Source organism: Gardnerella piotii (assembly GCF_049815665.1).
Classification (GTDB): domain Bacteria; phylum Actinomycetota; class Actinomycetes; order Actinomycetales; family Bifidobacteriaceae; genus Bifidobacterium; species Bifidobacterium piotii.
The window spans coordinates 384,964-409,312 of record NZ_CP187450.1 but is presented as its reverse complement, the minus strand read 5'-3'; the positions used below and the strand labels follow the sequence as shown (position 1 = coordinate 409,312).

At 44.4% G+C, this 24,349-nt stretch carries 18 protein-coding genes, 2 tRNA genes and 1 riboswitch; of the genes, 4 read left to right on the top strand and 16 right to left on the bottom strand.

The window, feature by feature from the left end; translation table 11 throughout:
- Positions 1–161 precede the first annotated feature (161 nt).
- From ACPEIW_RS01760 to trxA, 4 genes are all read right to left on the bottom strand, one after another.
- Positions 162–953 (bottom strand): DeoR/GlpR family DNA-binding transcription regulator, encoded by a 792-nt coding sequence (locus ACPEIW_RS01760; RefSeq protein ID WP_116689381.1) that lies wholly within the window; start codon positions 951–953, stop codon positions 162–164.
- A gap of 617 nt (positions 954–1,570) precedes the next feature.
- Positions 1,571–3,229 (bottom strand): MDR family MFS transporter, encoded by a 1,659-nt coding sequence (locus tag ACPEIW_RS01755; protein ID WP_060785881.1) that lies wholly within the window; start codon positions 3,227–3,229, stop codon positions 1,571–1,573.
- A gap of 232 nt (positions 3,230–3,461) precedes the next feature.
- A complete protein-coding gene (locus tag ACPEIW_RS01750) occupies positions 3,462–4,466 on the bottom strand; it encodes a G5 domain-containing protein (protein ID WP_425664017.1) in 1,005 nt (334 codons plus the stop codon).
- A 179-nt stretch (positions 4,467–4,645) separates the two neighbouring features.
- The gene (trxA, locus tag ACPEIW_RS01745) at positions 4,646–5,005 is read right to left on the bottom strand and encodes a thioredoxin (RefSeq protein ID WP_425664015.1); all 360 of its coding nucleotides are present in this window, start codon (positions 5,003–5,005) and stop codon (positions 4,646–4,648) included.
- 124 nt (positions 5,006–5,129) lie between these two features.
- Here trxA and serS point away from each other — a divergent pair, with 124 nt between their 5' ends.
- Positions 5,130–6,416: a serine--tRNA ligase gene (gene serS, locus ACPEIW_RS01740; protein WP_425664013.1), complete on the top strand. Its 1,287-nt coding sequence runs from the start codon at positions 5,130–5,132 to the stop codon at positions 6,414–6,416.
- Between the two features lie 132 nt (positions 6,417–6,548).
- Here the strand turns inward: serS and ACPEIW_RS01735 are convergent, their stop codons facing one another.
- The 9 genes from ACPEIW_RS01735 to pgi form a co-directional block, all read right to left on the bottom strand.
- Positions 6,549–7,322, bottom strand: a complete 774-nt coding sequence (locus ACPEIW_RS01735) for an HNH endonuclease family protein (RefSeq protein WP_425664011.1) — start codon at positions 7,320–7,322, stop codon at positions 6,549–6,551.
- Positions 7,306–9,867: an ABC transporter ATP-binding protein gene (locus tag ACPEIW_RS01730; protein ID WP_425664009.1), complete on the bottom strand. Its 2,562-nt coding sequence runs from the start codon at positions 9,865–9,867 to the stop codon at positions 7,306–7,308. The genes ACPEIW_RS01735 and ACPEIW_RS01730 overlap by 17 nt, the downstream gene beginning before the upstream one ends.
- 330 nt (positions 9,868–10,197) lie before the next feature.
- Positions 10,198–10,881 carry a ribonuclease HII gene (locus ACPEIW_RS01725; RefSeq protein ID WP_016636363.1) on the bottom strand — a complete coding sequence of 228 codons (684 nt, stop codon included), beginning with the start codon at positions 10,879–10,881 and terminating at the stop codon, positions 10,198–10,200.
- A 76-nt stretch (positions 10,882–10,957) separates the two neighbouring features.
- Positions 10,958–11,911: a signal peptidase I gene (gene lepB / locus ACPEIW_RS01720; protein ID WP_016636362.1), complete on the bottom strand. Its 954-nt coding sequence runs from the start codon at positions 11,909–11,911 to the stop codon at positions 10,958–10,960.
- 35 nt (positions 11,912–11,946) lie between these two features.
- Positions 11,947–12,315 carry a 50S ribosomal protein L19 gene (gene rplS, locus ACPEIW_RS01715; RefSeq protein ID WP_004127473.1) on the bottom strand — a complete coding sequence of 123 codons (369 nt, stop codon included), beginning with the start codon at positions 12,313–12,315 and terminating at the stop codon, positions 11,947–11,949.
- Positions 12,316–12,572: 257 nt separating this feature from the next.
- Positions 12,573–14,105 (bottom strand): nitrate/sulfonate/bicarbonate ABC transporter ATP-binding protein, encoded by a 1,533-nt coding sequence (locus ACPEIW_RS01710; protein ID WP_425664006.1) that lies wholly within the window; start codon positions 14,103–14,105, stop codon positions 12,573–12,575.
- A 138-nt stretch (positions 14,106–14,243) separates the two neighbouring features.
- Complete coding sequence (locus tag ACPEIW_RS01705) at positions 14,244–15,992, bottom strand: ABC transporter permease (protein WP_425664004.1); 1,749 nt, start codon at positions 15,990–15,992, stop codon at positions 14,244–14,246.
- Between the two features lie 106 nt (positions 15,993–16,098).
- The gene (locus ACPEIW_RS01700) at positions 16,099–16,242 is read right to left on the bottom strand and encodes a hypothetical protein (protein ID WP_162861482.1); all 144 of its coding nucleotides are present in this window, start codon (positions 16,240–16,242) and stop codon (positions 16,099–16,101) included.
- Between the two features lie 113 nt (positions 16,243–16,355).
- Positions 16,356–16,516, bottom strand: a riboswitch (M-box (ykoK) riboswitch).
- A 426-nt stretch (positions 16,517–16,942) separates the two neighbouring features.
- Positions 16,943–18,637, bottom strand: a complete 1,695-nt coding sequence (gene pgi / locus ACPEIW_RS01695) for a glucose-6-phosphate isomerase (RefSeq protein WP_004131739.1) — start codon at positions 18,635–18,637, stop codon at positions 16,943–16,945.
- A gap of 335 nt (positions 18,638–18,972) precedes the next feature.
- On the opposite strand from pgi, the gene ACPEIW_RS01690 reads away from it, so the two are divergent.
- Positions 18,973–19,045, top strand: a tRNA-Thr gene (locus tag ACPEIW_RS01690).
- Between the two features lie 36 nt (positions 19,046–19,081).
- Positions 19,082–19,162, top strand: a tRNA-Leu gene (locus ACPEIW_RS01685).
- 69 nt (positions 19,163–19,231) lie between these two features.
- On the opposite strand, the gene ACPEIW_RS01680 is transcribed toward ACPEIW_RS01685, so the two are convergent.
- The 3 genes from ACPEIW_RS01680 to ACPEIW_RS01670 all read right to left on the bottom strand — a co-directional run bounded on the left by ACPEIW_RS01680 (position 19,232) and on the right by ACPEIW_RS01670 (position 22,955).
- On the bottom strand, positions 19,232–19,915 hold the full coding sequence (locus ACPEIW_RS01680; protein ID WP_016636464.1) for a non-canonical purine NTP pyrophosphatase: 684 nt from the start codon (positions 19,913–19,915) through the stop codon (positions 19,232–19,234).
- Between the two features lie 114 nt (positions 19,916–20,029).
- On the bottom strand, positions 20,030–20,794 hold the full coding sequence (gene rph / locus ACPEIW_RS01675) for a ribonuclease PH (protein ID WP_020758001.1): 765 nt from the start codon (positions 20,792–20,794) through the stop codon (positions 20,030–20,032).
- An 85-nt stretch (positions 20,795–20,879) separates the two neighbouring features.
- The gene (locus ACPEIW_RS01670; protein ID WP_425664000.1) at positions 20,880–22,955 is read right to left on the bottom strand and encodes an ABC-F family ATP-binding cassette domain-containing protein; all 2,076 of its coding nucleotides are present in this window, start codon (positions 22,953–22,955) and stop codon (positions 20,880–20,882) included.
- A 239-nt stretch (positions 22,956–23,194) separates the two neighbouring features.
- Here ACPEIW_RS01670 and ACPEIW_RS01665 point away from each other — a divergent pair, with 239 nt between their 5' ends.
- On the top strand, positions 23,195–24,349 hold the full coding sequence (locus tag ACPEIW_RS01665) for a quinone-dependent dihydroorotate dehydrogenase (protein WP_422111612.1): 1,155 nt from the start codon (positions 23,195–23,197) through the stop codon (positions 24,347–24,349).

The window sequence follows — 24,349 nt, the reverse complement described above, 5'->3', positions numbered from 1 at the left end:
TTAAGCCAAAAACAAAATCAAAGCCAAATCGGAACAACCGCAACAGCAAGCAACACGCAATAGGCGGAGCGTTGTGAGACAAGAATTAGCCAGCCCTCCCACAACGCTAAGTAGGAAAATAGCTTGCGAGGCCTAATCGAAAAGGCAGGTCGTCACGTAAGCTATTCGCCAGTAACTGTTGGCGCAAGAACCAAATTCTTAACCAACTCGCGAGTGCGAAGCTGCGAATCCGCATCTAAGCAATCGTCTGTAATAACAGTGTCAACCTGGTCAAATCGCGCAAAAAGCGAAAGCGACGTGCAAGTCCACTTAGTATGATCCGTTAATATAATCGTGCGATCCGCAATATCCATCAAAGCCATATCTGTAGCAGCTTCCAGCGAATTTGGCATAAGGAACCCACGAGGCAAACTAACGGAATGCGTTCCCAAAAATACTGTGTTTACGCGCAAAGACGAAACAACTTTATCTGCAATAGGCCCAACCAACGAGTTGGAACGCGTAATAACACCGCCTGTAACAATAACCTCAATGTCTTTGGATTCAAGCGCTTGAACAAGCTCCGCAACTGGAATCGAATTTGTTAGAATCGTGATTCCAGACGCCCTGCGCGACTCAAGAAGATGTTGAGCAAACACATACGCTGTTGTGCCGCCACCTATTGCAATCACATCTCCTGGCTGAACATAATCCACCGCCTTAGCGGCGATTGCATCCTTAAGCCCCATATCCATCTGCGACTTTACGGAAAACAGCGGCTCCGAAAGAAGCGTGTTAGTTGTAACAGCACCACCGTGCACGCGCTTTAGAAGACCGCGATCCGAAAGCTCCGCAATATCCCTGCGAATTGTCATTGCAGAAACGGCGAGTTCCTTAGAAAGAGCGGTAATACGCACGGCCCCCCTGGTGCGAAGGCGGCTCAAAATCAATTGTTGACGCTGTGAAGAAATCATGTGAACATTATCGCACAAGTAAATGCAAAAAACAAACGCAAATGAGCGTTTCTAGGCTCAAAACGTTAGGTATTTAACAAAAATCGCGTAAAATCTGGCAAAACGAACAAATGCTTACGCAAAATGCGCGCAATACCAAGCACTGTAGAGATTCGAGATTTTTCGCACTGAATGAGATGAACCTCAGCGCCGAAGGTGGTGATTCATCGAATGAAGAAGAAAAACCGAGAATCTCGGTGATAAAAACCACGCAATTGTTCAAGCATGCAAGAGGGCTGGGTGATTCTTGGTCGAACAGTATAAGAGCGGCAGCCGATACCAAATAATCCAATGACTAACCCTACAAACAAACCTCAACACAAAAAACAAAATCAAAGCCAAAACGGAACAACCGCAACAACAAACTACACGTAATAGGCGGAGCGTTGTGAGACAAGAATTAGCCAGCCCTCCTACAACACCAAGCAGAGAATGTCGTTCGCGCGTTACAGCGCGCTCACGTCTTCGCTTGCGTTGAAAGCACACCGTGCTTTCAACCTGAGCAAGCTCAGCGCTCCGAATTGCCTTTTCGCGCTACGCTTTAAGCGAAAAGGCAGGTCGTCGCGCGCGCAAAGATATCAGTATTGATGATGCGTATGATCGTGCATAACGTCTTTATGCTCCGATGCGTGCGGAATGTGCAAAACGCGCATACGATCAATCGCCCTGCGCGCAAGCTGATGAGCAGAACCTGCTCCTTCTCCTTTAACGCCAAAAATAACAATCAAAGCCATAATAGCCGTAATAATCGCGCTAATTCTCAAAGTCCATTGCACGCCAAAAATACTAGCTGCAACGTTATCCGCACTTCCGACTCCCGTAAGAACGTGATGCCATTGCGTAAAAGTAGCCATTGTTACAACAAGCACAGGCGCACCAATCGCACCCCAAAGCTGTCGCATTGTGTTAGTCACAGCAGACCCGTCGCCAAGCTCGCTTTGTTGCAAACAGTTTAATGACCAAGTTGTAACAGGCATAAGCAAGAAACCCATGCCGATTTGACGCGTAAATTGCCAAATAGAAATCCACCAAATCCACGTATGCATGTCTATAAGACTCATCATGACTGTGCCAAAAAGCAAAATCAACGAGCCAGCCATTGCCACTGGCCGCACGCCAAAACGATCCAGCATACGCCCACCAAAGTATTGCGAAATGGCCATTCCAAACGCGCCTGGCAAAAGCACAAGTCCGCTCATAGTGGCGGAAAAACCGCGATCAGACTGAATATAAAGCGGAATAACAACCATAATCGAGCTAAACGCAAAGAACGTTAAGCATGCACAAGCCGTTCCAACTGTAAAATAGCGATTTTTCAAAACGTTAATGCCAAGTAGCGGTTGCTTACCACTCGCGTGCGCGCGCAATTGTCGCACAACAAACCACGCCACTCCGCACGCACCAACAAGCATAGGCGCCCAAGAAAACGCGCTAGCAATTCCGTACGCTTCAATATTTGTAAAGCCAAACATAACGCCGCCGAAGCCAATAATCGAAAGCCCAACAGAGAAAAAGTCGGCTTTGGCGCTGCGATCTTGCTCACCAAAATTGTGCAAGAAGAACGCAGAAAGAACAATAGAAATTACGCCAATAATACTAAGCGACAAGAAAATTGAACGCCACCCATTAAAATCGGTTTGCATGCCACCAACAGTTGGTCCGATTGCAGGCGCAATGCTCATAGCCATTCCAACGCTGCCCATTGCCATTCCTCGCCTCGTTACTGGATACACGGAAAACACAGTGATTTGCAATACAGGCCACATAACGCCCGTGCCAATCGCTTCTAAAGTTCGACCAGCCAACGCCATAATAAAATCATTGCTAAGCCATGCCATAATTGAGCCGAGCGTAAAAAGAATCATAGACGATATAACGATTTGACGAGTGGAAAATCGCCTAGTTAAAAACGCAGTAAGCGGCACCATAATGGCCATAATCAGCTGAAAAATAGATGTAAGCCACTGACCTGTAGTAACACTAATGTTAAATTCGCGCACAATAGTTGGCAGCGCGGCCGTAAGTTGCAATTGCGCAAAATTACCAATAAACGTTATAAAGGTTAGAATTGCCAAAGAAACCAAGGCTGCTCGAGTAAGACGATTGTTCTTATACGCCTGCTCACCAACAAGAGCATGGCTAAGTTCACGCAAATTCCCAAAAGGCTTGCATTTATAAGACTTGCTAACAGAGTCACTACTCTTATTAAACCATGATTTTCTAGGCAATATTGTCACTTAAACTTCCTTCCATATTTGCAAAACACGCATAAAATAATCAGCGATTATTGCAAAATCAAGGAATATACTCGACTCTACAATAATCGCCTTAAAACAAGCTATAAGACTACTCCGTGAGTTTGTTGTTTACAAAACTATGTTGTTTACAAAACTAAAAACCCACGATTCTCTATAACCCCACGATTCTCGAAAAAATAATTACAAGTCAAATCAGTAGCTACACGCCAAATCAGTAGCTTCTGTGCGATAACCAATGCCTATACGCGCCCTGGATTGAGCCATAACGACCATTGCAATAATTCCAGAACCAACGAAGCTGAGTTTGATAATTAGTTGCCCAATCGGCTCCCATAGAAGACATCTTCCTTCCAGGCAAAGCTTGAGGCAAACCATATGCGCCAGAAGGATTCATAGCGTTTACGCGCCAGCCTGATTCGTGCGAGATAATAAACACGGTAGCAGTAAAATCAGCCTCGCTGTATCCGTTTGAAAGCAGCCACGAATGAGCCCACTCTTGCATCTCACCAGCTGGAACTGTGGTTCCAATAGACTCAGCAGAAGCAGAATCTACACTAGCGCCGCCAGTTCCAACAAGAACAACCCTATCTTTTGGAGCTTGCTTAACAAAAGACACAAAAACGTTGGAAGACACAATCTTCTTACCTGCACGCGTAACGATTTTGCTCGTTTCCATAACGCCAGGCGCACCTTGATCTTTAACCTTTTCCGTGCCTTTTGGAAGAGCAGATGTCTCTTTTTTAACCGTATTAAACGCAATAGGCTCGTCGGAAGTTTCTAACTTTGCTCCCGCACGCTTAATGGTTATAACTGTAGCTTCGTTAACCTTTGAATCAAGAGACGGCGTAACAACGTCGTGCGAATCCAAAGTTATGTCTCCCGCTTCTAAAACTGACTTAACGTTTGTAAAATCTGTTCCAAAAACCGCGCGATGATGGCCATTTATATTTACAGTAATATAAGAAGTTGCGCCTTTTTTAGATGGTTTGAGCGAGTTTCTGTATGCTCCACGAGAAACCTGATTTTCGCTATCTGTAGCCGAATAGGCGGTTACATAAGACTTTGCGGAATTTGATTTGGAACCAGAATAAAAGTTTCGAGAAACAATTCCAAGAACTACAACAGCCACAATACTAATAAAAATCACTGCAACTCTTGCCCATTGACGCATGCTCAATGAAGTAAGCGTAACAGTTTTCTTTCTGTGACTTGTCATAACTCTCCTTGATAGAAGTTAGTGCAAAGTGTAAACCTAAAACGTTATACGACTTTTCGTTATATAACTTTTAGTCATACGACTTTTTGCACAAAGTATATATAATTGTAGTCTTACGTAAAGAGAAGCCCTAAAAATCAAGGTTTTTGAGATTATTTCACACTCTTATTAAATCCGCTTTACTCGCTTACAGAATCACCTTCATCATCTTTACTAGGATCATAAGCTTTAGCTTGATTAACTAAATCTTCTAAATCAGCTGGAAGCAAAGCGCCAGCTTGACGATAAATAACATCTCCGCGCTTAATAACCATAACTGTTGGAACCGCTTTAATCGCAGCTGCACTCGCCAAATCTGGAGACTGATCAATATCTACTTTAACAAACGGAACATCTTCAAACTTTGCGCTTACTTGCTCAAAAATCGGCCCAAAAGCGCGGCAAGGACCGCACCAAGTGGCCCAAAAATCAACAACAACTACCTCGTTGGTGCTTGCAATCTTCTCAAAATCTTCTTGAGTAGCGTGAATAAGTGCCATTTTTACTCCTTAAAACAAGATTTAATAAATTTTACACGTACACGTACTCATTTGCACTGTAGTTATTCACATCATCTGTAGCTATTAGCATCATCTGTCGCCTTGCGGCACTAGGCTAGAAAACATGCTTGATATCCAATTTATTCGTGAACATGCCGACGTAGTTAAGGAGTCGCAACGCAAGCGTGGCGAGTCCGTAGAACTTGTCGATGAAGTGCTTCGCGCAGACGATTTGCGCCGCACAAGCCTAAAGGCATTTGAGGCAGCTAGAGCCGATCAAAAAGCAATCGGCAAAAAGGTAGCAGCCGCAAGCGCAGATCAAAAAGCCGAACTTATTGCACAAACAAAAGAGTTAGCGCAAAAAGTTGCACAGTTTAAGGCTCAATCCGAGCAAGCTACTGCAGACTACACAACAGCAATGTGGAAGCTTTCTAACATTGTAGAAGACGAAGCTCCAGAAGGTGGAGAAGACGACTATGTTGTAGTTAAGAAGGTTGGCACACCTCGCGACTTTGCGGCAGAAGGCTTTGAGCCAAAGGATCACTTAACTCTTGGAACTGGCGTTGCTGGAATCGATATGCGCAGAGGCGTAAAGGTTGCAGGCTCTCGCTTCTACTTCTTGCGCGGAGCTGTAGCTCGCTTGCAAATCGCAATGCTTACAATGGCTGTAGACCAAGCAGAAGAGCATGGTTTTACGCTTGCGATTACGCCAACACTTGTGCGTCCAGAAGTTATGCGCGGAACTGGCTTCTTGAATTCTCACGCAGACGAGATTTATCGCCTTCGCGAGCCAGATGACCAATACTTAGTTGGCACATCCGAGGTTGCTCTTGCTGGCATGCACGAAGATGAAATCCTTGACTTACGCAATGGCGCTTTGCGCTACTGCGGTTGGTCGAGCTGCTACCGCCGAGAAGCTGGTGCTGCTGGAAAAGATACTTCCGGCATTATTCGCGTGCATCAATTCGATAAAGTAGAGATGTTTGTTTATTGCAAGCAAGAAGATTCTCGCGCAGAACATCAAAAGTTACTCGGCATGGAGCAAGAGATGCTTGCTAAGGTGGAAGTGCCTTACCGCATTATTGACACCGCTGCCGGCGACCTTGGCTCTTCTGCTGCGCGCAAGTTTGATTGCGAAGCTTGGGTTCCAACGCAAGGCCGTTACCGCGAGCTTACTTCTACTTCTAATTGCACGGAGTATCAGGCTCGTCGCTTGAATGTTCGCGAGCGCATGGAAGATGGCGGAACTCGCCCAGTTAGCACGCTTAATGGCACTTTGGCTACTACTCGCTGGCTTGTTGCTATTTTGGAAAATCATCAGCATGAAGATGGTTCGATTGATATTCCAAAGGCTATGCAAGCATACATGGGTGGCAAAGAGGTTATTGAGCCTACTAAGTGGGAAGCCTAAAAGCCTAAGCCTAAGCCTAACGTGGCTTTAAGCCTTTAATATTAACGTTGACTAATAAGTGTGCAAATCAGTTTTGGTTTGCGCACTTTTTTATTTGCACAGCACAACAACGCAACAACGCCGCTCACCGCTCTACTTTGTAGGCAGCTCTTGCGCAGAACACCCATGCAAAGTCGAAGCCATACTCTGCTTTTCCGCGCTTGTAACACTAAGATCATACTTATACTTAACAGCAATCTGCCTAGCTACATAATCGCATCTAAAAGACTTATTAGATGGAAGCCAATACGCTGCAGAAGCAGAGCCTTTTTCTTGATTTGCTGCTCCTTGCACAGCAAGAAGGTTTAGCATATCGTTACCAAACTTAAGTCGCTTAGCACGATTCCACTTCCAAGCACCCGACTGCCAAGCATTTTCTAGAGCAACAACGTGGTCAATTTGAACAAGCGCGCTAGTTTTTCTGCCTCGCACAAAATTAATATCTAATCCTGTATATGGGTCGTGTAAAAGCCCAGACGCCACTTTGCAAGATCCCGCATACTTAAAGCGAACATGCGTTAAATCGCGCGCAAGAACGTCTTCTCGAACATCACAACCGTTTTTATCATCGTCTGTAGTTCTATACCCAAAAACGCTTCTGTTATATCCAGAAGCATGCGACTTATCTACTTTTAGCTTGCTAAGCTTTTCTGCAGCATCTCCACTGGCAACGTATTCTCCAGTAATATTCCCAACATCTTGGTTGATTTTAGGCAAAACTAAGCCAATAACAATGCCTACAAGAATCGCGAGCTCAATAAGCCATATAAAAGACGTTACGCTTCTAGAGATTGGAGCGTTGCTATAGCGCGCATCACCTACTCTACGGTTACTACGACTACTACGGTTACTACGATTGCGCAGCATGATTAATATCTACAACCCAAGGAATACGACGTATAACAATGTTGAGCACTTGCTGAATAAGGCTAATAAGAATAATGATTGCCATAACTGCGTACACAACGTTCCATTGCGGATTCTTAGTTACAAGCGGGTGGATTGTGCTAGAAACAAGCATTATTGCGTTTGCGATTCCAATAAGCGAAACCGACATAAGAATCGCTTGCATTCTGCCGACTTTGCGCGATAATCTTACGCGTTGCTGAGCCAATTTTCGCATTGAATCAACAACTCGTTTAACGCAATAGTCTCCTTGACGGAATGCCAATACTTCTTGCAAACCAAGTTCCACATCGTCTACTTCTAGTTCAACCATTTTTTGATCTAGATGAACTTTATTAATAAAGCTTTTAAGGCTCAAACTAAACAATCCTGGAATTACAAACACGATTAGCAAACAAATCACAGACGCAAAAATCGCGATTTGAACACTAAAGTAGCTTAGCAAAACGATTGCTGGAATAATCGAAAGAATCATTCCAACGCTCATACTAAGACCTGCCTTGTGTAAGTGAGCGTGATGAAGGTCTAGTCCTGCAAAAGACGCAACAAGCGTTAAGCATCTTAAGCATGCGCAAACAACTACAACAAGAACATAGTCTTTAACACCTAAGCCAAAAAGCGGCCTGCTTGCTATAGCAAACATTGCTGCGATTGCGCAAACAGGAATCAGCAAAGCGCAAACAATATTTATTACAGTTGAGAAGGCACTGAGAATGGCAAATAATGCTTTCTTTAAGTAAGACACTTTTGATTTTTTGCCACTATTATGCGCAATATTCTCACGCTCATTTTCACGCTCATCGCCACTTAAATCGCCACTTTGCGCGCGTAAATCTCCGTTTGAATCATCACTTAGTGCGCCTACAGATGCAGCTCGCGCACGCGAATCACTAAACACACTAACTTTAACTAAATTGTCTGCACTAGTGGCGTAGCTATCGCTTGGAAGAAACACAAGAATAGTTGCTTTTTTGGCAATTTTGCGCAAAATATCGCATAAGTTTTTAGCTTCTTTAGCGCTAATATCTTTAGAAGAATAGTCAAAAATGTATACAGGAGTGCGGCGAATCAGCGCGCGCGCCATAACAAGTCGCCTAAGAATGTCTTGCTTATTTTCGGCATGAATATTTTCTACTCGCAAGTCTAAACCGTTGTAATCTGCATAAACAACACCATCCGCGCGAGCAGCCCCAAGTGCCTGCCACATAGACGTTGTAGTAGCATTTTTAGACGCCATCAGTAAGTTTTCTCGCAAAGTGGCAGAAAACATGTGACTATTCTTGCGAACAATCGTTACAAGATCCGCCAATGCACCAGGATCTACATTATTTAGAGTTATATAAGAAGGATTTCCCACAATATCGCCAAAATCAGATGCCACAAATGGCGAATCCGCACCCAAATCAGGCAAAGCGTAACTATCACTGTAAGATAGCGCAACGTTTGATTTAGAACTAAAAGTAACGCCATTAAGAACGTTATTTGCAACTAAATCGTAATACTCGCTTGGCATTACATTCAGTTTTCCACTAGAAACATTAAAAGATGCGCGCAAAGGACGATTATTCTTAACAAAATTACAACGAACATGAAGAGAAACGTTGCTAGCGCCATCTGGAATACTCAAAGACGACTTATTGTCTATTTTTTCTAGCACGGATTGTGAATATTCGGAATCCAAAGTAGATGAATTATTGGAAGAACCACCATTAGCAACAACACTTTTGAACAAATTGCCAATATTATTTAGCCCCAAAACAGCACGATTTTTAATATGCATGCAATTAGCAACTCGGCGAATTGGATCCACGCTTAACATAAGCAGAGGCAAAGTTAGCATTGCTGCAGGAAGACCAACAGACCTAACTGAAAGAAGCCAAACCGTGCAAACAACAGCAACCGCAACCATAAAATACGCCAAAAAAGCGCACAAACAACGCAACAAAACACGAACGTTATAAAGCGCAGTACAAAGAGCTAAAGCAGAAAAAACGGCCGCAACGAGGGAAATACTCGCTAGATAAGTGTTGATTGAGAACAACGCAATGCTAACAGCAAAAGGCATAGGAAAAGCTGCAAAAATTTGCGGCAAAAGCAAACCAGCCCAACGCTGAACCCAAGCAATATCTTCATTTACGCAAATCGAAGAATATTCAACAGAATCATTACGGTTAGCCGAACTGAGCGAAATCATAGATCGCAACATCTTCGGTCGAAGCTTCATAGCTACGCGAGTGCCAATCTCGGTAGAAAAAATACAAGATTGATGGAAAGCAATGTATTTTATAATCAAAATACCAACAAGCGAAATCAAATAAGACGTTAACTCAACGGAGCTAAGCAAAGATTTACCAGTATATTTTGCTGGAATCAAAATAGGCGAAAGAATACCAACACAAACATACACAAAACCGATGTTTGCAAGAGAAGATATAGCAAGACACGCCGCTCTTAAGGCAACCAGATGTTTAACACCTGGAACAAAAGCAAAGAAACGACTAATCATTTAACTATCCTTTTCTTGTTCATAAAACCTACAAAATCAACGTAGTTATACTATGCATAAGAGCGAACACATTTAACCAGTGCAAACAAACACAAAAACAGTCAAACATCTAAATATCTAAACATCAAACATCAAACAAATCTAATACTCACAGCACATCTAACATCTAAACTCTTAAAGCACTATAAATCACTTTTCAAACCCGTAAAATGCACTTCTACAAGCACTCTCTAACACACAGATTCGCTACCTATTACAACACATAAGATTACGCTAAACGCCAGGCATCAACACGCCGAATTGTAGATTGCTAGCTACACAAAATGCGCACTACCCCAAATGCCAACTCAAACGGTGCAAATCGCTAGCGCCGTGCTCAAGAATCGCATCCCTATGCGCTTTAGAACCATAGCCCTTGTTATGTGCCCAATCGTAAACAGCATATTTTGGATTTTGCGCTAAATCAATCATCAACGAATCTCGAGTCACCTTTGCAATAACAGAAGCCGCAGAAACACTAGCACACTTTTGATCTGCCTTAACTAAAGTGTGAACTTTTACAGAAAATTGCATACTAGGCGCATCAAAAGTACCTAAAGCTTTGCCAACGTAATTGAACGGACCGTCCAAAATCGCAGCAATCCGCGCATCTTTAAGGCTAGAGCACATGCGATTTTGAACATCGTTAATTGCATTAATCGCAGCAACACCAAGAGCGTAACTAATACCCCACTCGTCAATTTGACGATTTGTACAAGAGCCAACAGCAAAAGCATTGCACCAATTTTCAATCGGATCCAGCAAACCCTCACGCTTATGCGCATTAAGAAGCTTAGAATCCGCTAAACCTTGCGGAAAACTACCCGATTTAATCTTTTGCGCACTAAAAAGCGCAGCACCAACCATAACAGGACCAGCAAGACTACCGCGGCCAACTTCGTCTAAGCCAATAACCCAGTCAAATCCGCTGCTTATAAGGTTTTGTTCAAAGTCAAAAGATGGAATAATTGCCAAATTTGCCTACTCTTAACTACTTATTTGCACTACTTATTTGCGATATCTACTTATGCTTAATTACGTATACTTACGTCTACTTATTTGCAGATTTGGCTTTTACATCGTCAAAAGCATCGCTGTGATTTTCAAAAATACCCATACGATTAAGTGGCCAAAAACGCATAAACGCAACGCCTTCAATTTTAGAAATTGGCACTAAACCGTCGTCTCCATCGTTCTTATGATACCTAGAATCCGCGGAATTAGCGCGATTATCTCCAAGAACAAAAACGTGACCTGGCTTAACTTTTACTTTAAACGCAAACGCACTAGGACTTACTCCTGGCCTAATGTAAGCAGATTCAAGAACTGGAACGCCATTAACCAAAATCGGGTCGCCATCTCCCTTGCACTCAACTGTATCTCCAGGAAGACCAATAAGACGCTTAATTAAATCTTTGCCTGCAAGAATGCCACCACTGCTGCTTTCTCCACTTAGCCAATTAGCGGGATCTTCAAAAACAACAATATCACCACGATTTAGCGGAAAAACCCTAGGAGTTAGTTTAGATGTAACAACGTAATCGCCTATATGAATTGTGTCTAGCATAGATCCCGACGGTATAAAATACACGCCAAGAATAAAAATACGCAAAAGAATCACAACAATAATAGGAACAAGATACCAAGCAATAAGCTCTTTCCAAGAAGTTTTGAAAAGCTTTACTGTTCTTGCTTTAGAGCCATTTTGCTCTTGAGAATTTTGACGATTATTTTGCTCCGAATTATTACCACGCAAAGCGTAATTCGTATAATCGCGATTATTCACGCAATTACCAGAAACGTGATTTCCCCTGATTTTGCAATGTTTAGAGTGCATACCAGCCCCAGCACTCTTAGAGCCAAAATTAAAAACGCTCATAACACCAAAGCCAGAAGCAAGATTACGCTTGACTTCTGGCTCGGGTGGAACAGGAGAAGGATTCAAGCCGTGACCTGCTACATTAACAATATGATTATCGCTATTTTGCAAGTCTTCGGAATGCATATTAATCCTTATGTAAATCCTTAACCTAAATAAATTTACTTAGCAGCGCTGTTGTCACGACGCTCGGCAATACGAGCAGCCTTGCCACGCAAAGCGCGCAAGTAGTAAAGCTTAGCGCGACGAACGCGACCACTACGAACCAGCTTAATCGAATCGATAGCTGGAGAATGAAGTGGGAAGCGACGCTCAACACCAGTACCAAAGCTAACCTTACGAACAACAAAAGTCTCGCGAACGCCAGCACCCTTACGAGCAATAACTACGCCAGTAAAAGTCTGAATACGAGTGTTGTTGCCTTCCTGAATCTTAACGTTAACGTCAACAGTATCTCCAGGACGGAAAGCTGGGATTTCTTCGGCAGCCTTAAGATGCTTAGCATCAAATGCTTCTACAGCATTCACCATAATAATTCCTCCATCGCCGCCGCATATCAGCGCAAGTTTTATCAAAGTAAATTGTCTAATTTTAATTTTGACTTTTTAACTTTACTTTGAATAATCTTTCCCAAAAAGTTTGCTCTTTGGGGCTTCCATCCGCCAATCTTCAAAAGCTGGCTAGACTACTAATAAGCAGACTATGCGGCATCCGCTTATTGAAAGCATACGAACATAAATTTATGCTCAATAATGGACATTATTTAGCACTATTTCGCACTATTTTATCACGCAACGCCATTAAGCGGCGCTGTTTCAACAGTACGCGTTAGCTCGTCGTCGTCTGCATCGTAGTCAAAAAGCTCACCATAACGACCCCAGCTAATCGCAATATCAAATTGCTGACGAGCCAAAGCGTCCGTATGCTTACTGCGAAGCAAATCCAAAATCAACTCACCGCGAAGCTTGCCGTTGCGGTTTCGGCTCAAAGCCTGGTCAATCGCGTGAACAAGAGGCGCGTGCTCAATCGCAAGTCGCGCAAACACCTGCTTGCTGTGCAAAATGTCGGCATTATGCCACTCTTGACCAGCTTGCGTAATCGTAATATGGCCATTTTCTGCTGTGAGCAAATCAAGCATTGTTCCAGCATCCACAAGCGGGAACAAGTCATCGATTTCAAACGACAAATCCGCAGCCAAATCAGCCAAATCAATGCCATCTGGCTCTTCCGATATAACGTCTAGCAAACCAGCCATGCCTCCTGGCGTTGCATTAGGCAGCAAGCGCACAGCAACTGGCTCTGGCTTTTGCTCGCCCGCATCAGCTTGCTCTTCGTTTTGCTTAGCTTCCACTTCTGCATCGTGATGCTTTTGAATAAGCATATCGGCGATTGCAGCAGCCTCAGTTTCTTCCGCATCCGCTTGCTCCGCAGGCAAAGAGTCGCTAGCAGCACTAGACGAATCGCTAGCAGCCGACGAATCCGCATTTTGCGATTCAAGATCGCTTTCTGGATTCGAGCCAGTCAAAATAGCATAAAGATTATCTACCATCGCCTCAAATTCAGCACTATGCTTGTCTCTTGGTCGAGGCAAATCAACTTGCACGTCTGCAATCAAATGACCTGGATGAGACCCCAAAACCACCACGCGATCCGCCATTTGCACAGCTTCTTCAATATTGTGCGTAACGATTACAACAGACTTGATATCACGCTCTTCACTAGACCAAAGCTTAAGCACTTCTTGGCGAAGATTTTCTGCTGTAAGAACGTCGAGAGCCGAGAATGGCTCATCCATAAACAAAGCGTCTGGGCGCAAAACAAGCGCGCGAGCAATGCCTACACGCTGGCGCATACCGCCCGAAAGCTCCTTTGGGTACGCTGTTTCAAAGCCGTCCAAGCCGATTGCATCTATTGCTGCGAGCGCAAGCTCCGTGCGCTTCTCTTTACTAACGCCTCTAGCGCGCAAGCCAAGCTCCACATTGTCTTGAACTGTAAGCCATGGCATAAGAGCAAAGGTTTGGAAGACGATTGCAACTCCTGGGTTTGGACCAGTAAGCTCGCGTCCGCGATATGTAACTGTTCCCTCTGTTGGCTGAATCAAGCCTGCCATTGTTCGCAAGAAGGTTGACTTTCCCGCGCCAGAACGCCCTAGAATTGCAACGATTTCGCCTTCGCGCAGCGTAAACGATATGTCGTGAAGTACGTGCTGAGTAGTGCCACTATCCGAAGTAAAGCTCTGGCTTATGTGCTTTGCGTCAATAATGTCGCTTGTAATTGAAGACTGCGCAGACTTTTGCGCGTTTTTGTTCAAAGTGTTCATAATTTTGCCAATCTTTTCGTAAAGTTTGTAAGTTTATAAGTTTAATTTTTGAATTTATTGATTTTATTTATATTGATTTAGCGATTAATGGCAACTAACAAGCAACTAATCATCGGTTACTTGCGATTAGCCAATCGTTTAATTCAACACGAATCTTTTTGCGGAGTACCTTTGCAAAGGCGCCCAGAACAGTCGATTACTTAACACAACTATTAAGCTCATAACCGTTACTCCCACAAGCGTTTTTACGGAATCACCAACGGTTGTTGCATTCGTAATATACGCGCCCAAACCTTGAGTTGCCATGTGATTCTTGCCGTATTCAACAATCTCTGCAACAATCGAAGCGTTCCAAGCGCCGCCAGCGGCCGTAATTCCGCCGGTGCACCAAGATCCAAAAATCGCAGGCAAAACAAGAGTCTTCCACTTAAGCAAACGATTTAATCTAAAGCTTCTTGTCATTTCTCGTAAATCGTCTGGAATCGCACTAGCGCCTGCAATAACGTTAAACAGAATGTACCATTGCGTGCCAAGAGCCATCAAAATAATACTTCCCCAGCCAAGGTCAATGTGCCAAGCCATAAACCACATCATTGCAAATGGGAACACAAAGTTTGCTGGGAAGCTAGCCAAGATTTGCACAACAGGTTGCATAACGCGAGAAATCTTAGGATTCATGCCAATATACACACCTACTGGCACCCAAATCAGCGAGCTTACAAAAATCAACACTGCAACGCGCACAAAAGTCAAAGCGCCTAACGCTCCAGCTGTAACAAACTCTTGCAAACCCGTACGAGTTGCTACAAAGTAAAGCATTTGCGCAGCCGCAGCAATAATTAGAACAATCATTACAACGTTGAAAACTAAATCGCCAAGCTTGCGGGCAGACGCTTTACGAGGCCATTTTGCACCCGTGCGTCCGAATGGGCGCGTAGCCAATTCCAGCCACTCGCGAATAGGCGAAAACAGCTTGCTAATAACTTCGTCGGCATGCGAATGACGAATCAGCGTTAAAATCGCACTCTTTCGCTCTTCATCGGACGCGCTTTGCGTTATGCGGAATCGCTCTGCCCACGCAGTAAGCGGCTTCCAAAGGAAGAAGTCGATTGCAAGCACAACAATAATCATGGATAAAATGGCCCACCAAATATTTCCAAGCTTGTTTTCTGCAGCAGATTGCGCAACAAAGCTACCAACTCCAGGCAGCGCATAAGTGTGATTGTTTACGGAAATCATCTCGGAAGCAGTAAGGAAGAACCATCCGCCGCCAACGCTCATCATGCAATTCCAAAGCAGCGGAATCATTGCGTTTGGCATATCCAGCACCCAGAATCTCTGCCAATGCGTAAGTTGCAAGCTGCGCACTGCCTCGTCTAACTCCTTTGGCTCACTTAAAAGCGAACGGTGGAATGAGAAAGTCATATTCCAAGCCTGGCTTGTAAAAATCGCAAAAATCGAAGCGGCTTCAACGCCCATCATCGATCCTGGGAAAATCACTAACCAAATCGTTACTGTAGCCGAAAGGAAGCCAAGAATTGGAACGGATTGCAAAATATCTAGCAACGGAATAAGAACCTTGCCAAGCCTACGGCTGCGCGCTGCAAGAGAGCCGTAAATAATCGTAAAAATCAGCGACGCAATAAGCGCAAGCATCATGCGGAACACGGATCTAAGCGTGTAATAAGGCAAATTAATCAGGTCGGTTGAAACCGCAGAAGGTATGCCACTAGGGCCAATTGGTTGGTTAATGCGCTGCAAAAGGAAAGCGCTTACTCCAAAAAGTGCGATTATGCCAACGCACACAATAATATCGGACCAAAAACGAGTGTTTTCGTCTACTTGCGCGCTGGCACTACTTTTTCCAGATGTTGTAAATATTGTCATGATAAGTCCTCTGGTAACGCGTATTTTCTTTGAGAGCCGCTTATCACCACTATTTTGCGTAATACTAATAAGGCTAGTAAGCCTAATCAGCTAAATCACTAAATCACTAAACGCAAGTATTTTGGCGGCGATTGCTGGCTTTTTTATATTCAGGAGGAACGTCCGTACTACTACTAACACTGTCTGAATCGTCACTAACAGCGTTAACAGTATTAGCACTTTGATTACAGCCCGTACTGTCATGTTTCACAGCAATCACCTCCTCTAGCTTGTGCGTGCCAACGCAAAACCGTACTATCGCATCGTCATTGAACCGGACGGCAAGCAAGAAGACACAATGTGATTTACAAATCAAAAGAAATCAACATTAATCTTGTCGTTCAAGCTTCAGCTTCGCAGGGCGATGGCGTTGCATTAGTCGAAGCCTTGAAATCGACAACGACTGTTGACCAACTTGCAGTGTCTCCACTGTGTTGCGGCAGCAACCCGTATCCCCGTGGTAGCCTTACCTACCGACCGTGCTTATTATAAATTATCACCACTCTTAAGTCAACCTATTTTTGAATTGATTTGACGCAACTTATATTGACATGAATTTACTTAAGAAGATTAGCCACTACAGCTTTATGTTTGTGTAGTGTGTTTGTATCAAAAAACACCAAAATTCAGTACAATCGCACTACAGGACTACACCAAGTTAGGTAGAGATTCGAGATTTTTCGCAGCGATTCAACAACTTTGAGCTGCGTAATGCGTCAACTATTTCCGCTTTTTGTTGTTGATTTTGCCGTTTAGAGCTACAAAAAGCGGAAATGTAGCTCGCGCGCTACAGCAGGTAATTGTTCGCGCGCTCTAAGCGCTCATGCAAGTCGATTCGCAAAAAGCCTCTTGAAGATTTAATCAACAAGAGGCTTTAGATCAACAATCAAATAAGATTGCTACTCGCTCACTTACTTGCGATGAGCGCGGTAGAAGCGAATCAAGCTCTGCGTAGAAGCATCCTGAGCTGCCAAAGCGCTATCATCCTTAGAGATTGCAGGAGTAATCTGCTTTGCAAGCTGCTTGCCAAGCTCTACACCCCACTGATCGTAAGAATCCAAGCCCCAAACAGTGCCTTCAACGAAGGTGATGTGCTCGTAGAGAGCAATCAACTCACCCAAGCTAAATGGGGTCAAAGCATCGCCAAAGATGGAAGTGGTTGGACGGTTGCCGCTAAATACGCGAGCCGGAACAATCTCTTCTGGAGTGCCTTCAGCGCGAACTTCGTCTGCAGTCTTTCCAAAAGCAAGAGCCTTAGTCTGTGCAAGATAGTTGCCCAAGAAAAGCTCGTGCACGTCTTGATCGCCATCTTTAGTAGGATTTGGCGTGTTTACAAAGGCAATAAAATCAGCTGGAATAAGCTGAGTGCCCTGGTGAATCAACTGGTAGAAAGCGTGCTGGCCATTGGTGCCTGGTTCGCCCCAGAAGATTTCGCCAGTTTCACTGGTTACAGGAGTGCCGTCCCAGCGAACCGACTTGCCGTTGGATTCCATAGTGAGCTGCTGCAAATACGCTGGGAAGCGATGCAAGTACTGATCGTATGGAAGAACAGCGTGGGAAGCAACCTTGTAGAAGTTGCGGTACCAAACGTTGAGCATACCAAGAAGAACAACAACATTCTTCTCGAATGGAGTCTCAGCAAAGTAGGTATCGATTGCGTGGAAGCCCTTCAAGAATTCCTCAAAGCGCTCTGGTCCCAAAACAACAGCCAAAGAAGTGCCAACAGCGGAATCAACGGAGTAACGACCGCCAACCCAGTTCCAGAAGCCAAAGGCGTTAGTTGGGTTAATGCCGAACTCTTCAACCTTTTCGAGGTTGGTAGAAACAGCCACAAAGTGCTTTGCAACAGCTTCTGCCTTCTTTGCATCGCTGCCGTCGATGGCGCCGCTCTCCTGAAGCTTGTTAAGCAACCATGTGCGAGCGCTACGAGCGTTAGTCAAAGTTTCCAAAGTGGTGAAAGTCTTGGAAACAATGATGAAAAGCGTGGTTTCTGGATCCAAATCCTTGGTCTTTTCTGCCATATCGTTTGGATCAATGTTAGAAACGTAGCGAGCGCTAATACCAGCGTCTGCGTATGGCTTTAAGGCTTCGTAAACCATGACTGGACCCAAGTCGGAACCGCCGATGCCAATGTTTACAACAGTCTTAATGTTCTTGCCAGTAACGCCCTTCCAAGCGCCGGAGCGAACTTCGTTAGCAAAATCGTAAATGCGACCCAAAACCTCGCGAACGTCTGCAACGGTATCTTGACCGTCAACAATAAACTTGCCAGCGTCTTCGGCTGGGCGGCGCAAAGCAGTGTGCAAAACTGCGCGGTCTTCGGTGTTGTTAATGTGCACGCCAGTGTACATTGCCTTAGTACGCTCGTCGAGCTTTACAGCCTTAGCAAGGTTTGCGAAAAGCTTAAGCGTTTCTGGCTTAATCAAATTCTTAGAAAGATCGAAGTGGAGATCTCCAGCTTCGAAGCTCAACTTATCCACGCGATTTGCATCTTCAGCAAACCACTTCTTCAGGCTCACGCCTTCGGATTGCAACTCATCATAGTGCTTTTGCAATGCAGCCCATTCTGGGGTCTTAACGGCGTCAACTGGTGGATTGATGGCCATTTCTAGGTCCTTTCATCTTTATTAAGTGATGTGATGATTTATAAATGTTTTATATAAATGTTTTAAGTCTAAGCACAATCTTTGGCACACTTAAACACAATGCAAAATCATCATGAATCGTAAGCAAAAATCATAATGTAAACAAGTGTAAAAATGAGCTAAAGCAAGGCGCTTGCATCACATCTTCCAATTGCCAAGATACTCACAAAAGCGGACAGAAATACACTTTGACTAGAACACATGCGAACATTACGGCGCGGCGCACTAGACAAAATCGAAATATTCATATATAGTATTTGATTTGTGCGCGAGTCGCGAATGCTTCTCGGGCAATTGCCACTTTAGCTCAGTCGGTAGAGCGTCTCACTCGTAATGAGAAGGTCGACAGTTCGATTCTGTCAAGTGGCTCTTAAAAACCCATTTTTTGCCTGTTTAGGCGATTTTGCGCGAGTGGCGGAATGGTAGACGCGCAGGATTTAGGTTCCTGTGTCTTACGACGTGTGGGTTCAAGTCCCATCTCGCGCACATTTTGTAGTTTAATCGCAAGCTAAAATCGTTAGTTTATCGCAACTATAATCGCAAATTAAATCGCAACTACTCAATAAACATAGCTTTTAATTCAGGCAAAATCGCCCTCAAAGCGTTGCCGCGATGAGAAATCGCATTTTTTTCTTGCTGACTAAGCTGCGCGCTAGTTAAATCGTGCATTTGAACACCATCCCTAACGGGCTGATTATTTGGCACAAAAAGCGGATCGTAGCCAAAACCGTTGCAACCTCTAGGCTCACGAATCAAGCGCCCAACCATTTCTCCAACGCGAACAGTCTCAAAACCGTTGTTTTTCCACATAGCGTTTTCCAGATCCGCATCAACGCAGTCTTTAGGAACAGCAAGAGCCGCCGCGCATCTAAATCGCGCAGTTCGGCATTCGTCTGGAATATCCTCAAGCTGCTTAAGCAAAAGCGCGTTATTGGCATTATCGTCTCCATGAACCCCGCTCCAGCGCGCAGAAAGTATGCCTGGAGCCGCGCCCAAAACGTCTACAATCAAGCCAGAATCGTCAGCAACCGCAGGTAATCCAGTTCTTTGCGCAACGTCTCTAGCCTTGATTAGCGCATTTTGCTCAAAAGTCACGCCTGTTTCCACTGGGTCTGGAAGCCCCAAAGAGCCAGCAGTAACAAGCTCAATATGCTCCGATATTTCCGCAAACTCTTCGTTAAGAATCCGCTTAATTTCAACGAGTTTACCCTCATTATGCGTTGCCACAACAAGTTTCACGCTCGCCACTCCTTAGTAATTTATCGAATAAACAGACATAAATTTTATCTAATTTTGAATTTTATTTAATTTTGGCTTAATTTAATTTTGGCTTAATTTAATTTTGACTTTTATTTAATTTTGACTTAAAGCTGCACGCTGAGCCGCTTGAAGCTCGCGATTCCCCTTAGATGCCAAATCAAGCAAAACGTTAAGCTCATCGCGATTAAACGGGCGATGCTCCGCCGTGCCTTGAATCTCAATAAAATTGCCCGAACCAGTCATAGCAACATTCATATCTGTCATAGCTTGACTATCTTCTACATAAGGCAAATCAAGCATTGGAGTGCCATTAATCACGCCCACTGAAACAGCAGAAACAGAGTCTTTAAGAACGTTTTTAGCGCTGCGAATATGCTTGTGCTTTTCGGCCCAATTTAGCGCATCTACAAGAGCAACATACGCACCCGTAATCGAAGCTGTACGCGTGCCGCCATCTGCTTGAAGAACATCGCAATCGATTTGAATAAGGCACTCGCCCATTGCCTTCATGTCTATAACGCCCCTAAGGCAGCGACCAATAAGACGACTAATCTCGTGCGTGCGGCCGCCGATTTTGCCCTTAACAGACTCGCGATCAGTGCGCTCAGCAGTGGCTCTTGGAAGCATTGAGTACTCGGCTGTAACCCAACCTAAACCAGTGTCTCGCCTCCAGCGCGGAACTCCAATAGTAAAAGTGGCAGTGCACATAACGCGCGTGTTTCCGCACTCAATAAGAACGGAGCCTTCTGGCACGTTTGTAAAATTGCGCGTGATTTTTACTGGCCGCAACTCGTCCACATCTCTGCCATCAAAGCGAATAGGTTTTACAGATTCCAACATATCCTTAATTTGAGCCATAATTCAACAATTTAGCACGCGGCATTAACTAGCACGCGGCATTAATCTTGAGCAAAATCGATCTGCAAAACCGTAGACTTTTGTATCAAATTTGCTCGCTAAGCGTAAGCCACTCTTCTTCTAACGCGCTAGATTCTCTTTGATTCGCCTGCAACTTCTCGTTAAGCTCTTGCAAGCCAACAAAATCGCTAGGATCGTGGCTTGCCATTTTTTGCTCAATCGCGCTTTTTTCTTCTTCAAGCTTTTCTAGCTTGCGCTCTATTGCAGCAACTCTTCTTGTAGCATCGTAATACGCTTTTCCGCTTAATTTTGCTTCATATTTTTGATTGGATTTTTGATTGGATTTTTCCGCAGAATCCGCATCTAGCAAATCGCCAGCAACCGCACTGGAACCATCACTGGAACTCGCCTCAAAATCTGCCTTAGATTCTTGCATATTTGCGCGATCATAGTCTTCCATAATCTTTAGATACTCATCAACTCCGCCTGGAAGATGGCGAATTTTCCCGTCAATCAACGCAAATTGCTGATCAGTCACTCGCTCAAGCAAGTATCTATCGTGAGACACAACAATCAAAGTTCCTGGCCAAGTGTCTAGCAAATCTTCCATAACGGCAAGCATGTCTGTATCTAAGTCGTTTCCAGGCTCGTCCATTATCAACACATTTGGCTCGTTTAGAAGAATCAAAAGCAATTGCATGCGGCGCTTCTGGCCGCCCGAAAGGTCTGCGATTGGCGTCATAAGCTGCTCTGGCTTAAAACCAAGCCTCTCCATAAGCTGACCAGGAGTCACTTCTTTGCCGTCGATTATGTAGCTTGGCTTATATCGGCTCAAAACCTCTTTAACCTTATATTTTCCAAGCTTTTCCAGCTCTTCTAAGCGCTGAGAAAGAACGGCAAATTTTACAGTTTTGCCAATATTTACATGACCTTTAGTTGGACGCAAAGAGCCGTCTATTATGCTTAAAAGCGTTGATTTTCCAGCGCCATTAGCTCCCACTATGCCGAATCGGTCTCCAGGTCCTATTAGCCACGTTTGATTGTCTAAAATCATGCGGCCGCTAATCGTTTTTTGTAATGCTGCACACGTTTCTTTTAATGACGATTCTTCTTGCGATAATTGCGATTCTTGCAACTGCGCGTCTGCTTGCAAATCTGCGGCTGCTTGCGATTCGTCTACAGAAATCGTAACGCTACCATCATGCGCAGGCTGGGAAAATGGCGATTTTACAATATCCGCATCGGATGCAACAGGACTTGATGAATCCTCAAAAATTTGCGTAACGTCAATCAAATCAACAACTTGCTTGCCAAGTCGAGAAGTGGCCATTCGCTTTAACTCAAGCGTATCTCGCATTGGCGGAACGTCTGCTATAAGCTCGCGAGCTTGCTTAACGTGGAATTTTTGCTTTGTAGAACGAGCGCGAGCACCTCTAGAAAGCCACGCAAGCTCTTTACGCGCCAAATTCCGCCTGCGCTCCTCGCGAACATCCGCCTGGCGTTCGCGCTCAACGCGCTGCATCATGTAAGCGCTGTAGCCGCCTTCAAACGGGTCAATTGCGCCATCGTGAACTTCCCACATAGAAGAGCAAACTTCGTCTAAAAACCACCTGTCGTGCGTAACAAGCAAAAGCGCACCCTGACCATCTTGCCATCTGTGCAAAAGATGCTCCGCAAGCCAATGAATTGTAAGCACATCAAGATGATTCGTAGGCTCGTCCAAAGCCAAAATATCCCAATCATGCAGCAGAAGTCTTGCCAAATCCGCGCGCCTACGCTGTCCACCAGAAAGCGTACCAACCTTAGCTTCAAGGTTGATTCCGCCCAAAAGAGCCTCCACAATTTCTCGCTGCTTTGAATCTGCAGCCCACTCGTAATCCTGGCGATTTTCTAGCGCAGCCTGGCGAACCGTAGCATTATCGTCTAGCGGGTCTCGCTGGCTTAAAATGCCAAAAGTTAGGCCATTTCTACGCGTAACTCTTCCCGAATCTGGGTCAATCGCGCCTTGAAGAAGCTTTAAAAGAGTGGATTTTCCATCTCCATTTTTGCCTACGATTCCTATGCGATCGCCTTCAAAAACGCCTTGAGTTACGTCTTTGAAAATCGTTTTTGTTGCAAATTCAAGGGAAACATGTTCTAGTCCCAAATCATAAGTAGGCATAACTCACAAATATAGCTGTGCTACTATACTATGCGCGCGAACGGTTCTTCCGCACTTTGTTGTTCTAAACAGCGCATTCGACTACAAAAAGCGGAAATAGTTGACGCATTTTGTAGCTCAACACACCAAAATCAACAACAAAAAGCGTCATTTTCTCCCGAATTCGTTGTTCAACACACCGATTAGAACTACAAAACCCGGAAAGTCGCATAATATTGGATGTCGTATAGTATTGAATCATGAGTTACGTATCTGAAAATTCTTTACACAATGCTGTGAATCTTGCTGCAACAGACTTATTTACTTTTAGCTACAAGCACATTATTAAGCCACACTTAGTGTTTAACATTCCTCCAGACGAAGCACACGACCGCATGATTGCATTTTGCAAAACAAGCGAGCGCATTCCTGGATTAATGTGGCTTTTGCGACAAATGCTTGACTACACGGATCCAATTTTACAAACGCAAGTTATGGGAGTGGATTTTGCGAATCCATTTGGCTTAAGCGCAGGACTCGATAAAAACTGCGATTTGTGTACAGTTCTAGATAACGCTGGTTTTGGATTTGAAACAGTTGGCTCCACAACTGCTCGTCCATGTGCAGGAAACGCTAAGCCTTGGTATCATAGGCTTCCGCAATATGATTCACTTCTTGTTCATGCAGGTCTTGCAAACGATGGCAGCGAATTTGTGATTCCTAGAGTAGAAAAAGCGTGGACGAATGCTAAAAGCATGCAAATTTCTGTGAGCATTGCGCGAACTAACGATAATCTTGTTGGTGATTTAGACGAAGGCATTGAAGATTATCGCATATCTATGGAGCGCGCAAGCGGCAAAAGCTCGATGATTGAGGTTAATATTTCTTGCCCAAACACTATGGCTGGCGAGCCTTTTAGCAATCCAGATGCTTTAGATAAGCTTTTTAGTGTTTTAGACAAAGTAAGCAGACCTCAGCCAACTCTTGTAAAAATGCCTTTGAACTTAAAGGGCGGATGGCCTCAATTTAAGTCTTTGCTAGACGTTTTAAGCGAGCATAAGGTTGATGGCGTTAGCATTGCAAACTTGCGCAAGAATCGAGATGGGCTAGACATTCCAGCGGATTGGCAAGGTGGAATCTCAGGGGCTCCAACATTTGCCGCAAGCAACGATCTTATTAAGCGCACTAGAAGCGAGTTCGGGTCTCGCTTTGCAATTGCTGGAATCGGCGGCGTATTTACCGCTGAACAAGCGTATCAAAAGATTAGAAACGGCGCTGACTTAGTTATGTTCGTTTCTTCTCTTATGTACAGAGGCCCTCAACAAATTACAACGCTAAAGCGCGGTCTTGCAAAAATGCTTAGAAAAGACGGCTTTAATAGTGTTAAAGATGCTGTTGGAGTAGACGCGCTCTAG

Bases quoted from the DNA above. Each gene is read 5' to 3' on its own strand.
- ACPEIW_RS01760 (WP_116689381.1), bottom strand. From the start codon at position 953: ATGATTTCTTCACAGCGTCAACAATTGATTTTGAGCCGCCTTCGCACC.
- ACPEIW_RS01750 (WP_425664017.1), bottom strand. From the start codon at position 4,466: ATGACAAGTCACAGAAAGAAAACTGTTACGCTTACTTCATTGAGCATG.
- trxA (WP_425664015.1), bottom strand. From the start codon at position 5,005: ATGGCACTTATTCACGCTACTCAAGAAGATTTTGAGAAGATTGCAAGC.
- serS (WP_425664013.1), top strand. From the start codon at position 5,130: ATGCTTGATATCCAATTTATTCGTGAACATGCCGACGTAGTTAAGGAG.
- ACPEIW_RS01735 (WP_425664011.1), bottom strand. From the start codon at position 7,322: ATGCTGCGCAATCGTAGTAACCGTAGTAGTCGTAGTAACCGTAGAGTA.
- ACPEIW_RS01730 (WP_425664009.1), bottom strand. From the start codon at position 9,867: ATGATTAGTCGTTTCTTTGCTTTTGTTCCAGGTGTTAAACATCTGGTT.
- lepB (WP_016636362.1), bottom strand. From the start codon at position 11,911: ATGCATTCCGAAGACTTGCAAAATAGCGATAATCATATTGTTAATGTA.
- rplS (WP_004127473.1), bottom strand. From the start codon at position 12,315: ATGGTGAATGCTGTAGAAGCATTTGATGCTAAGCATCTTAAGGCTGCC.
- ACPEIW_RS01710 (WP_425664006.1), bottom strand. From the start codon at position 14,105: ATGAACACTTTGAACAAAAACGCGCAAAAGTCTGCGCAGTCTTCAATT.
- ACPEIW_RS01705 (WP_425664004.1), bottom strand. From the start codon at position 15,992: ATGACAATATTTACAACATCTGGAAAAAGTAGTGCCAGCGCGCAAGTA.
- pgi (WP_004131739.1), bottom strand. From the start codon at position 18,637: ATGGCCATCAATCCACCAGTTGACGCCGTTAAGACCCCAGAATGGGCT.
- rph (WP_020758001.1), bottom strand. From the start codon at position 20,794: ATGGCTCAAATTAAGGATATGTTGGAATCTGTAAAACCTATTCGCTTT.
- ACPEIW_RS01670 (WP_425664000.1), bottom strand. From the start codon at position 22,955: ATGCCTACTTATGATTTGGGACTAGAACATGTTTCCCTTGAATTTGCA.
- ACPEIW_RS01665 (WP_422111612.1), top strand. From the start codon at position 23,195: ATGAGTTACGTATCTGAAAATTCTTTACACAATGCTGTGAATCTTGCT.